Raw genomic sequence first — 12,829 nt, forward strand, 5'->3', positions numbered from 1 at the left:
ATGGCAGCGCTGGTCGCGCGTCTCGGCAGTTTTGCCGCTGCCGCGAGAGCACTGGATCTCGACCCGTCAGCTGTCTCCCGCAGTGTGGCCGCGACCGAAGCACAGCTGGGGTTTCGCCTGTTTCAGCGCACGACGCGACGCATGGCGGTCACGGGAGCTGGTTCGGTATATCTGGAGAGGATAACGCCCTTGCTCGACGGGCTGAGTCAGGCGGCAGAGGACGCTCGCGGCGAGGGCGGCGCGCCGTCCGGACTGTTGCGCCTGACCGCGTCAGTCGCCTTTTCCGAGATCTGTCTTCTGCCGCTTCTGCCTTCTTTTCGGGAGCGGTTTCCCGGAATTACGCTGGAACTGATCCCGGAGGACGCAAATACTGATCTGGTAGCGAACGGAATTGATCTGGCCATCAGGCTGGCAGATGCGCCGAGGGGCGATCTGATCAGCACCCGTTTGATGCAGACACGGTATCTGGTCTGTGCGTCACCGGGCTGGATGGCACAATCCGGTGTTCCGGATCACCCCGGGTCACTGGCGCAGATGGCCTGTCTGCGTTCCGCGCTGCCGGGGTATCGCGACCGCTGGATCTTTCGCAAAGGCAGGGATGAGCCATTCGGGGTGCCGGTCGATGGGTGGTTTCTCACCCGCAGTGCCTTGTCGCTGCGCAGTGCGGCGATCAGCGGATTGGGGCCGGCTCTTCTGCCTGACTGGCTGGTGGCGGGTGATCTCAGGGACGGGAATCTGACGCAGTTGTTTCCGGACTGGCAATGCACCGCGACCGGTTTCTCTACCGGTGCCTGGGCGCTCTACCCCAGCCGCTCTTTTCTGCCGCGGAAAGTCCGGGCGACGCTGGATTTCCTGCGGGCAGAACTGTGCAACAGGTGAAACGCGTGGGGTCAGCCGCCCGCCATCTGTGTGAAAGCCGCCCGCATTTCTTTGGCAGACCGGCGCTGCATCAGGTGTGACAGGCACCGGACGACATTGTCCCGCCAGACCGGATTACCGGAAAGCGTCCGGGGCATCAGGGATGGCAGTGCCGCGATCCCGTCAAACACAGCCGCGGCGCTCTGTCCGGCATGATCGCAGACTGCACGGATGTCCGCTTCAAGAGGGTCACGCAGTGCAAAGGTGCGACCATCGACAGTCCCGGCGCAGTACCGCATCCACGCCGCCGTTGCGATGGCAAAGGTCCCGGCGTCCTGATCCGTGCCCAGTGCTTCCATGGCCGGTTCAAAGATTCGCTGTGGCATTTTCTGGCTGCCATCCATCGCAATTTGATAGGTCTCATGCGCAATCGCAGGGTTTTCAAACCTGGCCTGCAAGGCGCGCGCGTAGTCATCAAAATCAACCGCTGCGAGGTGCGGCAGGGTGCCAGCCGCAGACCGCATATGATCCGTTGCCAGCCGGTTCAGGGCTGCATCTGCCATCACGTCCCGCACATAGGTGTGACCACAGAGAAATCCGGCATAGGCAATCAGCGAATGCGTCCCGTTCAGCATCCGGAGCTTCATTTTCTCATAGGGTGCGACATCCGGCACAAAAAGCACCCCCGCATCTTCCCAGCGCGGACGGCCGTTGCAGAAGGCGTCTTCCACAACCCACTGGCTGAAAGGCTCTGTTTCGACGACGGCGGCGTCCCTTGCGCCGAGGGCGCTTTCTGTCCGGTCAAGCAGTTCGGGCGTTGCCGCCGGCGTGATGCGATCCACCATTGTGGAGGGAAAAGCGCCATACTCCGCGATCCACGCCGCCAGACCTGCGTCACATGCGGCGGCAAAATCAAGCACCCCGGCGCGCAGCAGTGCCCCGTTTGACGGCAGGTTGTCGCAACACAGAACGGTGTAGGGGGGCAGTCCCGCAGCCTTGCGCCGTGCAAGACCGGCCACGATCAGACCCACGACACCTTCCGGCGCATCCGGGCGGGCGAGATCTGCTGAAATCGCGGGATGGTTGCGGTCCACTGTGCCGGTCCCGCGCAGGATGCCATAGGCTTTTTCGGTTACCGTCAGGCTGACAATGCGCGTGGACGGTGCCGCCAGCATATCCAGCACTGGCTCAATGCCCCGCGCGGCGGCAAGTGCGCCGGAAATGCTGCCGATGACCCGGCGGTCTGTGCCGTTCTGTCCCCTGATCTCCAGGCTGTAACGGCCCTCCTGACGGTTCAGCGCATCGACGCTTTCGGTACTGCGCAGGCTGATACCACAGATGCGCCAGTCGCCGCCATGTCTGGCAAGTACATCATCGGTGAAAACGGCCTGGTGCGCGCGGTGAAAAGCGCCGGGGCCAATATGCACGATGCCGGTTCCATGAGCTTCCGGATCGTAGTCCGGCCCATCAATGCCTGGCTTCATGGGTGTTTCAGGTGACAGACTGGCGGGGTGTTCGGGTGATGTCATGCGCGCACAATCCTTCAGAACCTGCGGCAATGTAAAGTGCCCGCACCCCGTATCCGGCTGCGCTGATGGGGCGCTGACAGCGGTTGGAAAAACTGACAGAGTCAGAGGGCCGGGGCTTCGTGTCAAACGGGGCCACGGGCCGGGAAGAACAGGAGAGTTATCGTGTCCGATCAGTTGCCGAACCGCCAGGCCGACCGCCTGAGACAATTATTGTCCGGGGAGGGCATGATCATGATGCCCTGCTGCTTTGACGGCATATCCGCGCGTCTTGTCGAACAAAGCGGGTTTGATCTGACCTTTTTGTCCGGATTTTCTGCCTCGGTCAGCAGGATCGGTGCGCCGGACGTTGGTTTGATGAGCTATGGTGAGGTGCTGGACCAGGCGCGCAACGTGATGGAAGGGATCTCAATCCCGATGATGGTCGACGGCGACACCGGGTATGGCAATCCGATGAACGTGGAACGCACAGTGGAGGGGTTTGCGCGCGCGGGATGTGCCGGTGTCATGATTGAGGATCAGCTGTCCCCCAAGCGCTGCGGACACACCGCGCGAAAGGCTGTGGTGGACCGGGAGGAAGCATTTGACCGGATCCGGGCCGCAACTGCGGCACGCGCCAGGGCAGACATCCTGATCAAGGCCCGCACGGACGCACGCCGGGACCTTGGTCTGTCAGAAGCTATTGCCCGGGCGCAGGTGTTCGCGGAACTTGGCGCGGATATCGTCTTTGTCGAAGAGCCCTTCAGCAAAGAGGAAATGCGTACGATATGCGCCGAGGTCCCGGTGCCCACCGTGGCCAACATGCTGGAGGGCGGGAAGACACCTGTACTGCCACCGGCGGAGCTGGAAGAAATGGGGTTCGCAATTGCGGCCTACCCTCTGGCGTGCCTTTCGGCGGCGATGCGGGCGATGTGTGACACGCTGCAGGCGCTGAAGGCGGGGGTGGACCACACAGGGGGTCTGATGCCTTTTGACGAATTACGCCGGCGCGTGGGTTTCGATGCCTACTATGAGGCAGAAGACCGTTACCGCCGCTGAAGTACGGTTGAGCCAGGGATAAGCCGGTATCCGATGTCCCGTGTGTTCGGCACCGGTTCGCCCGACAGGCGGGCGATCATCAGCTCTGCGGCTGCCTGCCCCAGTTTCAGATGGGGCACATGCATAGAGGTCAGACGCTTTTTGAGAACCGAGGCCACCGGCAGGTCGCCCCACCCGGCGATGCCGATATCCTCGGGCACGCGCATGCCGCGCTGGTCACAATACTGCAGGCCGCCAAAGGCCATTGAATCGTTCTGGTAGAAAACACACTCGACATTGCGCTGAGAGGCAAGAAGCTGCTCTGTTCCATAAAACCCCGGGTAGAACGCCGCAGTGTCGTGCAGGCACAGCTGGCGGACAACCTGGCCGCCGCCATCCTCAACCGCTTTGGTGAATCCTTCCAGACGCGCGGTTGCGGCATTCGCGGTGTCATGCGATGTGCCCACAAAGCCCAGCGAGCGGTAGCCGCAGCTGATCAGGAACCGTCCCATCTCGAAACCACAGTCGAAATGGTTGATACCAACGCTCATATCGAGGGGGCTGGAGTTCAGATCCCAGATTTCGACGACGGGCACACCGGAATTGCGCAGCATCTCGAGCGCCCGCACGGAATGGTACCGCCCGGTCAGGATCAGTCCGGCAGGCTGCCAGGACAGAACCGTGCGGATCCAGTTTTCTTCTTCCTCGTGGGTGTGCTGCGTCAGACCCAGAACGGTCTGATGTCCGAAACTTCCAAGCTTCCGGTCAATCGCTTCGAGCACCTGCGCAAAGACCTCATTGCCCAGATCAGGAATAGAAACGCCGACAAAAGTCGATGACTGGTCGCCCGCGAAAACGGTCGCGAGACGATTCGGAAGGTAGCCGAGCTGGTCAACCTGGGTCATCACCCTGACGCGCGTCTTTTCAGAATAGCCACCTTCGCTGCGCAGCACCCGGCTCGCGGTCATCTTCGAAACACCGGCCGCGCGGGCGACTTCTGCGAGGCTTACCTTGTTGTTTTTATTTGGTTTATCTGCCATTCTACCCCGAGTTGCGTTACCGGTAACTTTTTTCTTGACTTCCCCGGCGCTTCAAGCCGACGATAGGCCTACGTTACGGGTAACGCGATTTTTCATCAAGTCTCCTGTGACCGGTGATGTGGCAACAGCCGCATGGGGAGGAAACATGGCAGAGCACCTGCAACAGGGTCTGTTCTTTGACAGCATCGACAAGCATTTCGGCGGTACATATGCGCTGCGGGATGTGTCTTTGTCGGTCGGCCGCGGCGAAATCGTGGCGTTGCTGGGTGAGAACGGTGCGGGTAAATCCACGCTGATCAAAGTGCTCGGTGGTATCCACTCTCCGGACGCGGGTCAGGTGCTCATTGACGGTGTGCCCTATACACACCGGCCGGCCGGTTTCGGTGAGCGGCAAAAGGTTGCGTTCATCCATCAGGATCTTGGCCTCATCGAGTGGATGACCGTCGCTGAGAATATCGCTCTGGCGCTGGGTTACTCCCGCAAGGGCGGAATGATCCGCTGGGCGCAGGTCGAATCCTTTGCGGCTGAAGCGCTTCTGAAGGTTGATTGCACGTTTGATCCCACGACACGGGTTGAAGATCTGACCCGTACTGAAAAATCGCTTGTCGCGATTGCGCGCGCGCTGGCCGTCGACAGCGAGTTTCTCGTACTTGATGAGCCAACCGCGTCGCTGCCAGCGGATGAGGTCGGACGTCTTTTTGAGGCGCTGCGCCCGCTGCGGGAACGTGGCGTTGGCATGATTTACGTCAGCCACCGTCTTGATGAAATTTTCCAGATTGCGGACCGGGTCGCTGTTCTGCGGGACGGTGCCATGGTTGGCGTGCGCAGCATCGCGCACACAACGCCCGAAGAACTGGTTCAAAAGATTGTTGGCCGCAAAACACGCGCCACGCTGAAATCAGAAGACGCGCCGGGGCAGGACATTCTGAAGTTGCAGGACGTCAGTGTCGGCGAGGTCGGCCCGCTTTCGTTTACGCTCAAGCGGAATGAAATTGTCGGTCTCGTGGGTTTGCGCGGCGCGGGTCACGAGGATATTTCGCGGGCCCTTTTCGGGCTGGAGCAGCATACCGGGGCAGTAACACTGAACGGTGAGACGCCTGATCTGGCCAGCCCGCAGGCTGCGCTGAATTCCGGGATTGGCCTGGTCGCAAGGGACCGTACCGAAGAATCCGTTGCGATGAATCTCACGATCCGCGAAAATACGTTTCTGAACCCAGCGGCTCTCGGCCGGGGCCTGCTGAGCCTGATGATGCCCGCGCGCGAGGCGGAACAGGCCTCGGAAATCGGCGATGATCTTGGCCTGTCGCCCAATGACCCGACACTTGCCATCGAAGCGCTGTCGGGCGGCAACCAGCAGAAAGTTGTCATTGGCCGCTGGCTTGCGACCAAACGCAGACTGCTTCTTTGCGAGGACCCGACAGCGGGTGTCGATGTGGGGGCCAAAGCAGAAATCTATGCGTTGCTGAACCGTGCTCTTGCAGAAGGTATCGGGATCCTTGTTGTCTCCACCGACTTTGAGGAGATAGCGACCATCTGCCACCGGGCAATTGTCTTCAGCCAGGGCGCGATCGTTGACGAGCTTTCCGGCAGCCGCCTGACCACCGAAAACCTGATCCAGTCGGCTTCGGCCGGGAATATCGCCTCCGGGGAGGAGCATACCAATGCAATCGCTTGAATCCGGGGCACTTGAACCGACCCGCGCGGAAATGAACGATCTGAGCACCGGCAAACGCCTGATGCGCCTCCTGCCGGTCTATGGCCTCGTCATTCTGACCGGCCTGCTGATTCTGCTGTTCTCGGTTCTTCTGCCGAACACCTTCCCGACGATGCTGAACCTGCGGGCGATTATCTCGGACAAAGCAATCATTGCTCTGCTGTCGCTTGGCGCGATGATCCCGATGGCTGCGGGCCGGATCGATCTGACCGTCGGATACGGTATCGTGCTGTGGCACATTCTGGCGATCAGCCTGCAGACCATGCTGGGCCTGCCCTGGCCGATGGCCGTTGCAATTGTTCTGATGCTGGGTGCGTTGTCCGGGTTTCTGAACGGTCTTCTGGTCGAAGTGGCCCGGATTGACAGCTTCATTGCTACCCTGGGCACGGGCACTGTGCTTTACGCCCTTGCGCTCTGGCACACCGGCGGCCGCCAGATGGTCGGCGTGTTGCCTGACGGCTTTTACGCGCTCAGCACGACCTTTGTCATGGGCATCCCGATCACCGGTTATTATCTGATCGCGATCACGCTGATCATGTGGATCGTGCTCGAATACACACCCGTTGGCCGCTATCTTTATGCAATCGGGGCCAACCAGCGCGCGGCTCAGCTCAATGGTATCCCCACACGGAAATACGTGATCGCAGCTTTTGCGACCTCGGGCACAATGACGGCTCTGGCGGGTGTTCTGCTGGCGTCCAAACTGCGGATTGGTCAGGCCTCTGTGGGCCTTGAGTTCCTGCTGCCGGCTCTTGTCGGCGCATTCCTCGGATCAACGACAATCAAACCAGGCCGGGTCAACGTCTGGGGCACAATCGTGGGTGTCGCGATCCTTGCGGTCGGCATTTCCGGCATTCAGCAGTTCGGCGGCTCTTTCTGGGTAGAACCACTCTTCAACGGGGTCACCCTGCTCGTGGCCATTGGCATCGCGGGCTACGCGCAGCGCCGAAAGGGCGCTGCAAAGAAATAAAATCCATTCAGCTTCTGGGAGGAAACTATGCTGAAAAGAACATTCCTGAATACAATGGCAGCAACAGCTCTGATGGCAGGGCTCGGCATGCCGGTCACAGCAGAGACCGCATTCGATGGTCCCACATCCGGCCCGGCTGCTGCAGCTGACAAAACCATCGTCGTGCTCGCGGGCGATCTGAAAAACGGCGGCATTCTTGGCGTAACAAACGGTGTCGAAGAAGCTGCGGAAGCGATCGGATGGGACGTGCGCGTCCTTGATGGCGCAGGGTCAGTCCAGGGCCGTACAGCGGCTATCGGTCAGGCGCTTGCGCTGCAGCCTGATGGTCTGATCATCAACGGGTTTGATGCTGTCGAACAGCAGGCAGCGCTCGAAGGTGTTGTTGCGGCGAACATTCCGATGGTGGCATGGCACTCCGGACCCAAGATCGGCTGCGACGCGCCGGGTGGCATTTTCGCGAATGTCTCGACCGACGCCATGACAGTGTCTGAGGTTGCTGCTGAGTGGGCGCTCGAAGACGGTGGCGAAGAAATTGGCGTGGTGATCTTTACGGACAGCACCTACCAGATCGCCATCGACAAAGCTGATCGGATCAAAGAGACGATCGAAGCGAACGGCGGCAAGGTCCTGGAATATGTCGATACGCCGATTGCTGACACGTCGACCCGCATGGGGCCACTGACAACCAGCCTGCTGCAGAAATACGGCTCCAGCTGGACGCATGCGCTGGCCATCAACGATCTGTATTTTGACTTCATGGGCCCGGCACTTGCAGCCGCTGGCATCCAGGGGTCCGGTTCTCCGAAGGCAGGGTCTGCGGGGGACGGTTCTGAGGCTGCATTCCAGCGGATCCGCGGTGCGCAGTACCAGGCGATCACTGTGGCGGAACCGCTGAACCTGCAGGGCTGGCAACTCGTTGACGAGCTGAACCGTGCCATCCAGGGCGAGGCGTGCTCCGGCTATGTCACCGCTCCGGCGCTGGTAACGCAGGAAGGCCTGGCCAAGCTGGGCGACAGCAATGCGTTCGATCCTGACAGCCCTTACCGCGAGTCCTACTCCGCGATCTGGGGTAAGTAATTCTCCCTGAGGCGGCGGGTGTCACCATTTGCCTGCCGCCTCTTTTTTCCATTCATTCATCAAGCGGAGGCTGCAATGGCAGACACCCCCCTGGTCGAAATGCGCGGGATCACCAAACGGTTTGGTGGTGTCACGGCGCTCTCTGACGTCGACCTGACCGCCTATGCCGGAGAGGTGCTTGCGATCGTTGGCGACAACGGCGCTGGCAAATCGACGCTGATCAAAGTCCTGACCGGTGTTTATCAACCCACAGAGGGCTCAATCCACATCGATGGCGAAAAGGCCGAATTCTCGAACCATGCAGACGCTGCGAAAGCAGGCATCGACGCGGTGTACCAGACGTTGGCACTGGCAGATCACCTTGATCCGGCGGCCAACATGTTTCTGGGCAATGAGCTGACCAAAAAGGTGTTCGGCATCACAGTGCTGGACAACAAAAGGATGCGCTCGGAAACCGAAAGGGTTCTGATGGAGCGTCTTGGCGTGCGACTGAGGTCGCTGGATGTGCAGACCGACAGCCTGTCAGGTGGTCAGCGTCAGGCCGTAGCGATCGCCCGGGCGGTATACCACGAGGGACTGCGGGTGCTGGTCATGGATGAACCGACTGCTGCGCTTGGGCCGCAGGAAACTGCGCGGACGCTGAAACTGATCAAATCACTCAAGGAACAGGGCCTCGCTGTGATCCTGATCAGTCACTCACTGGATGACGTTTTCGAAGTGGCAGACCGAGTTCACGTTCAGCGCCGTGGTCAGTGTGTCGGAGTAGCACTCACTGCCGAAAGCTCAACCCAGGAAGTTCTGGGCATGATCGTTGGTGCCAAGGAGGACGCGGCATGAATACCGCAGTTGCGACAAACGAAAAGACACCGCTGACTGAACGGCTTGAGCCTTACATGGCGGTAATTGCGCCGATGGCGATGATCTTTGCCATCTTCCTGTTCATGGCCATAGCGTCGCCGGAACGGTTTTTCCGGATCAGCAACCTGGAGCTTATCCTTCAGGACGCCGCGCTTTACATGCCGATGGCCATGGCGATGACCTTTGTCATCACCCAGCGCGGTATTGACCTGTCCGTCGGATCGGTCGCGGTGCTGTCGGCCATTATCATGGCCTTTCTGGTCAAACAGTTCGGGTTTTCGATCTATGTCGGCATTCCGATTGCGCTGACCATCGGGGCACTGCTCGGGCTGATCAACGGACTGGTGATCACACGGTTCAATGTGCCTGACCTCATCGGTACGCTGGCGATGGACCTTGTCTACAAAGGCCTGGCACTCTTGCTGGCCAAGGGTCTGGTTCTCGCGCGCTTTCCGGATGTGCTGACAGAAATGGGCCGGGGGCAGACGCCTTTCTTTATTCCGACGCCTGCCGTCATCGGCATGCTGACGATGATTGCCGGGTACTACATTCTGAAGCGGACACACTTTGGCCGTTACACGGTCGCTATCGGGTCGAGCCCGGAATCTGCGGAACTGACCGGCATCGGGGTGAAACGCCATAAGGTCTATGCCTATGTCCTTTGCGGTGCCTGTGCGGCGCTGGCAGGGCTGATGCTGACCGGCAAGCAGAACGCCATTCAGGCAACCATGGCGCCCTTCTTCAACCTGCACGTCATTGCGGCGGTGGTTGTGGGTGGTACGTCCCTGTTCGGTGGGCGCGCGTCGATCATCGGGTCGTTCTCGGGCGTGTTGCTGCTGGCGATGATGCTGAACGCGCTCGTCACGCTGCGGATCGAGTTTTTCTGGCAGCCCGTGGCGTCCGGCTTCGTGATCATCAGCTCCGTCGCTCTCTATGCCTGGATCCAGAAAAAGGACCGAGACGGCTCGGGCGGCTGGTTTGCTGATCTCAAAACAGCTGAAGGCCAGAAGCTTGTGCGGTTCTCCGCGCTGCTGATTGGCCTGCTGATTGCACTGCTGGCAATCGGTGGAATTTTTGCCGGTGAGACCGCGCCCAGCGGTTGACGGCACAAAGAGGTGATGCCGGGGGCGGCAGCAACTGAAGCCGGCCCCGGTGCACAAATTTTCCAATGGGAGGAAATCAAATGAAACTTATGACAACTACAATTCTGGCCGCGTCGGTTGCCTTTGGCACAATGGCCTTCGCGGATGGCCATGCCACACTGCCGCTCAAGGAACTGCCTGACATTGCGGACCGCGATTACTGGGTGCCCGATGAGGTGAATGCAGAAGGCAAGCTCGAAGCGATGCAGGCCGTTGTTGGCAGCGAAGCGGTGAAGTTCTCCGGTTCGCAGGACGCGCCGATCCAGATTGCTCTGATCTATCCGTCGTCTGATACCTCTGACTTCTGGGCGCGTAACTATCTGGCGATGACCAAGCGTCTCGATGAGCTCGGCATTCAGTATGAAACCACTGAATTCGCGTCACGTCAGATCGAGCATTCGCTGCAGACAACCTATGCCAACCAGGTGGTCCTCGATAAAGACATCTATGACTATGTTATCTTTGGCCCGTCCGAGCTGGCGATCCAGGCGGACAACATCTCAAAGCTGGCTGCAGAAACCGACGATCTGACTACGTATGTCTGGGCCTTCCATACACCGCTCAAAGAGCTTGAGCATCAGCCCGCAGCCTGGTTTGACTTTTCGTCCGCTGCCGGTGCCCTGACCATGTGTGACTACATGATCGGGCGTCTGGGTGAAGGTGTCACAATGGCGATGAACCGCGGGATCCCGGGCATTACAGACAACCAGCGTTCCGGTGATTTCAAAGCATGCGTCGAAGAAAAAGCGGGCTGGACCACCGTGTACGAGCACTATGGTGAATATCAGCGTGAAGGCGGTTTCGCCGGTACGTCGCTGATCCTGCAGTCCTATCCCGAAGCTAAGATCATCCATAATGCAAATACCGCGATGGCGATGGGCTCGGTTGAGGCACAGGTGTCTGTTGGTAAGGAAAAGGAAATCTTCTCCACGGGCTGGGGCGGAACGGGTCTTGAACTGGACGCCATCCGCCGCGGTGAACTGGATGCCACACCTATGCGCATGGGCGACGATGTGGGTGCCGCAACAGCTGAAGCAATCAAAGCAGACATGGAAGACCGTGCCGGTGACCTTCCGTTTGTCTTCCTGGGCCGCATTACCGTGGCGCATGATCAGATGAGCGCGGATGAACTCAACGCTCTGGAAAAGGAAGCTTTCCGCTTCTCAGGCGTCGGTGCACTCGACCGCTGAGACAACAACAGGCGCCGGTCGCACCGGCGCCTGTTTTACTGTATCGGTACCCGCAGGAGCGACGGTACCGCTCTGCGGTCAAAGGAGAATACGGAAATGTTCGGGGTGATTGAGGGCACAGGTTTTGAAGAGCTGGCGCCGGAATTTGGCAGCTGCCTGATCGGGCACGCACGGGTCGAACGTCTCTGGACAGGCGCGCGCTGGTCGGAGGGGCCGGTCTGGTTCGCCGCAGGCCGCTATCTTGTCTGGTCCGACATTCCGAACAACCGGATGATGCGCTGGGACGAAACCGACGGGTCGGTTTCGGTGTTCCGACAACCTTCCAACAACTCAAACGGCAACACTATAGATGGGCAGGGGCGCATGGTGTCCTGCGAACATCTTGCGCGGCGCGTGACGCGCACAGAACATGATGGCAGTATCACTGTCATCGCCGACAGTTTTGAGGGAAAGCGTCTGAATTCACCCAATGATGTTGTGGTGAAATCGGACGGCACAATCTGGTTCACTGATCCCTCCTACGGCATCATGATGGACTACGAGGGTGACCGCGCCGAGAGTGAAATCGGTGCCTGCCATGTCTATTGTGTTGATCCCGAAACCGGCAACATCCGCATCGTTGCCGACGATTATGTCAAACCAAATGGTCTGGCTTTCTCGCCGGACGAAAGCGCACTGTTCATTGCGGACACGGGCATTACGCATGATGCAGATGGACCCAGACACATCCGGCGGCACAACGTGTCCGCGGATAATACCCTGTTGGAGGGCGGGGTCATCGCCGAATGTACCGAGGGTGTTTTTGACGGGTTCCGGTTCGACAGGGATGGCCGGATCTGGACTTCTGCTGCAGATGGCGTGCATTGCCTGAATGCACAGGGCGAGCTGATTGGCAAAGTGCATATCCCAGAGATGGTGGCGAATGTCTGTTTTGGTGGACCCAAGCTCAACCGGCTGTTCATTTGCGGAACAACGTCGCTGTACTCGGTTTATCTTAACGTGAACGGGGCCCGCTGATGGAGTTCACCCGAAGCAGCAGTGTACTGACCCACACCGGCGTGCTGGCCATGCTTCAGGCTGCGGTCAGCAAGGCGGAGGAAATCGGCCAGCCGCAGTGCATTGTCATTGTGGACGCCAGTGGCGAACTGCTGGGTGAAATCCGTATGATCGGCGCCAAATTTCTCAGCCGCAAAAGCGCGCGGTCAAAGGCACGCACGGCGGCATCCACAGGCGGACCAACCACAGGCATTCCGGAGGCCGTGCGCCCCGCGATTGCTGCGGCAACAGAAGGCGAGATGACCGGACTTGGTGGCGGTCTGCCGATCCGGATCCACGGCGCGCTGCTTGGCGGTATCGGCGTCGGGTCAGGAAGCCCTGACCAGGATCTTGCCGTCGCAGGCGCGGCCCTGGCCGCAGTCGGTGCGGACGTCTGACAAT

General features: G+C 59.8%; 12 protein-coding genes. 10 read left to right on the plus strand and 2 right to left on the minus strand.

Annotated features, from left to right (window positions below):
- Nucleotides 1-879, plus strand: coding sequence for a LysR family transcriptional regulator (locus tag ACZ1HA_RS19855; RefSeq protein ID WP_472715129.1), 879 nt, complete (start codon nt 1-3; stop codon nt 877-879).
- A gap of 11 nt (nt 880-890) precedes the next feature.
- On the opposite strand, the gene ACZ1HA_RS19860 is transcribed toward ACZ1HA_RS19855, so the two are convergent.
- Nucleotides 891-2,387 carry a mannitol dehydrogenase family protein gene (locus ACZ1HA_RS19860; RefSeq protein WP_472715130.1) on the minus strand — a complete coding sequence of 499 codons (1,497 nt, stop codon included), beginning with the start codon at nt 2,385-2,387 and terminating at the stop codon, nt 891-893.
- A gap of 162 nt (nt 2,388-2,549) precedes the next feature.
- On the opposite strand from ACZ1HA_RS19860, the gene ACZ1HA_RS19865 reads away from it, so the two are divergent.
- On the plus strand, nt 2,550-3,422 hold the full coding sequence (locus ACZ1HA_RS19865) for an isocitrate lyase/PEP mutase family protein (protein ID WP_472715131.1): 873 nt from the start codon (nt 2,550-2,552) through the stop codon (nt 3,420-3,422).
- Here the strand turns inward: ACZ1HA_RS19865 and ACZ1HA_RS19870 are convergent.
- Nucleotides 3,410-4,441, minus strand: coding sequence for a LacI family DNA-binding transcriptional regulator (locus tag ACZ1HA_RS19870; RefSeq protein WP_375228983.1), 1,032 nt, complete (start codon nt 4,439-4,441; stop codon nt 3,410-3,412). The two genes, ACZ1HA_RS19865 and ACZ1HA_RS19870, sit on opposite strands and share 13 nt — an antisense overlap.
- Nucleotides 4,442-4,586: 145 nt before the next feature.
- Here ACZ1HA_RS19870 and ACZ1HA_RS19875 point away from each other — a divergent pair, with 145 nt between their 5' ends.
- From ACZ1HA_RS19875 to ACZ1HA_RS19910, 8 genes are all read left to right on the plus strand, one after another.
- Nucleotides 4,587-6,116 (plus strand): sugar ABC transporter ATP-binding protein, encoded by a 1,530-nt coding sequence (locus ACZ1HA_RS19875; RefSeq protein ID WP_472715132.1) that lies wholly within the window; start codon nt 4,587-4,589, stop codon nt 6,114-6,116.
- The gene (locus tag ACZ1HA_RS19880) at nt 6,103-7,125 is read left to right on the plus strand and encodes an ABC transporter permease (protein WP_375228981.1); all 1,023 of its coding nucleotides are present in this window, start codon (nt 6,103-6,105) and stop codon (nt 7,123-7,125) included. Before ACZ1HA_RS19875 ends, ACZ1HA_RS19880 begins: the two co-directional genes overlap by 14 nt.
- Nucleotides 7,126-7,152: 27 nt before the next feature.
- A complete protein-coding gene (locus ACZ1HA_RS19885) occupies nt 7,153-8,202 on the plus strand; it encodes a substrate-binding domain-containing protein (RefSeq protein ID WP_375228980.1) in 1,050 nt (349 codons plus the stop codon).
- Between the two features lie 75 nt (nt 8,203-8,277).
- The gene (locus ACZ1HA_RS19890) at nt 8,278-9,039 is read left to right on the plus strand and encodes an ATP-binding cassette domain-containing protein (protein WP_472715133.1); all 762 of its coding nucleotides are present in this window, start codon (nt 8,278-8,280) and stop codon (nt 9,037-9,039) included.
- The gene (locus ACZ1HA_RS19895; RefSeq protein ID WP_472715134.1) at nt 9,036-10,163 is read left to right on the plus strand and encodes an ABC transporter permease; all 1,128 of its coding nucleotides are present in this window, start codon (nt 9,036-9,038) and stop codon (nt 10,161-10,163) included. The genes ACZ1HA_RS19890 and ACZ1HA_RS19895 overlap by 4 nt, the downstream gene beginning before the upstream one ends.
- 80 nt (nt 10,164-10,243) lie before the next feature.
- Nucleotides 10,244-11,392: a substrate-binding domain-containing protein gene (locus tag ACZ1HA_RS19900; RefSeq protein WP_472715135.1), complete on the plus strand. Its 1,149-nt coding sequence runs from the start codon at nt 10,244-10,246 to the stop codon at nt 11,390-11,392.
- Between the two features lie 96 nt (nt 11,393-11,488).
- Nucleotides 11,489-12,409, plus strand: coding sequence for an SMP-30/gluconolactonase/LRE family protein (locus ACZ1HA_RS19905; RefSeq protein WP_472715136.1), 921 nt, complete (start codon nt 11,489-11,491; stop codon nt 12,407-12,409).
- Nucleotides 12,409-12,825, plus strand: coding sequence for a GlcG/HbpS family heme-binding protein (locus ACZ1HA_RS19910; RefSeq protein ID WP_472715137.1), 417 nt, complete (start codon nt 12,409-12,411; stop codon nt 12,823-12,825). Before ACZ1HA_RS19905 ends, ACZ1HA_RS19910 begins: the two co-directional genes overlap by 1 nt.
- Nucleotides 12,826-12,829: the final 4 nt, after the last annotated feature.

It is taken from the genome of Roseobacter sp. S87, assembly GCF_055693285.1.

Excerpts from the sequence above, each read along its gene's own strand:
- ACZ1HA_RS19885 (WP_375228980.1), top strand. The coding sequence starts at position 7,153 with ATGCTGAAAAGAACATTCCTGAATACAATGGCAGCAACAGCTCTGATG.
- ACZ1HA_RS19880 (WP_375228981.1), top strand. The coding sequence starts at position 6,103 with ATGCAATCGCTTGAATCCGGGGCACTTGAACCGACCCGCGCGGAAATG.
- ACZ1HA_RS19910 (WP_472715137.1), top strand. The coding sequence starts at position 12,409 with ATGGAGTTCACCCGAAGCAGCAGTGTACTGACCCACACCGGCGTGCTG.
- ACZ1HA_RS19875 (WP_472715132.1), top strand. The coding sequence starts at position 4,587 with ATGGCAGAGCACCTGCAACAGGGTCTGTTCTTTGACAGCATCGACAAG.
- ACZ1HA_RS19905 (WP_472715136.1), top strand. The coding sequence starts at position 11,489 with ATGTTCGGGGTGATTGAGGGCACAGGTTTTGAAGAGCTGGCGCCGGAA.
- ACZ1HA_RS19895 (WP_472715134.1), top strand. The coding sequence starts at position 9,036 with ATGAATACCGCAGTTGCGACAAACGAAAAGACACCGCTGACTGAACGG.
- ACZ1HA_RS19870 (WP_375228983.1), bottom strand. The coding sequence starts at position 4,441 with ATGGCAGATAAACCAAATAAAAACAACAAGGTAAGCCTCGCAGAAGTC.
- ACZ1HA_RS19890 (WP_472715133.1), top strand. The coding sequence starts at position 8,278 with ATGGCAGACACCCCCCTGGTCGAAATGCGCGGGATCACCAAACGGTTT.
- ACZ1HA_RS19900 (WP_472715135.1), top strand. The coding sequence starts at position 10,244 with ATGAAACTTATGACAACTACAATTCTGGCCGCGTCGGTTGCCTTTGGC.
- ACZ1HA_RS19860 (WP_472715130.1), bottom strand. The coding sequence starts at position 2,387 with ATGACATCACCCGAACACCCCGCCAGTCTGTCACCTGAAACACCCATG.
- ACZ1HA_RS19855 (WP_472715129.1), top strand. The coding sequence starts at position 1 with ATGGCAGCGCTGGTCGCGCGTCTCGGCAGTTTTGCCGCTGCCGCGAGA.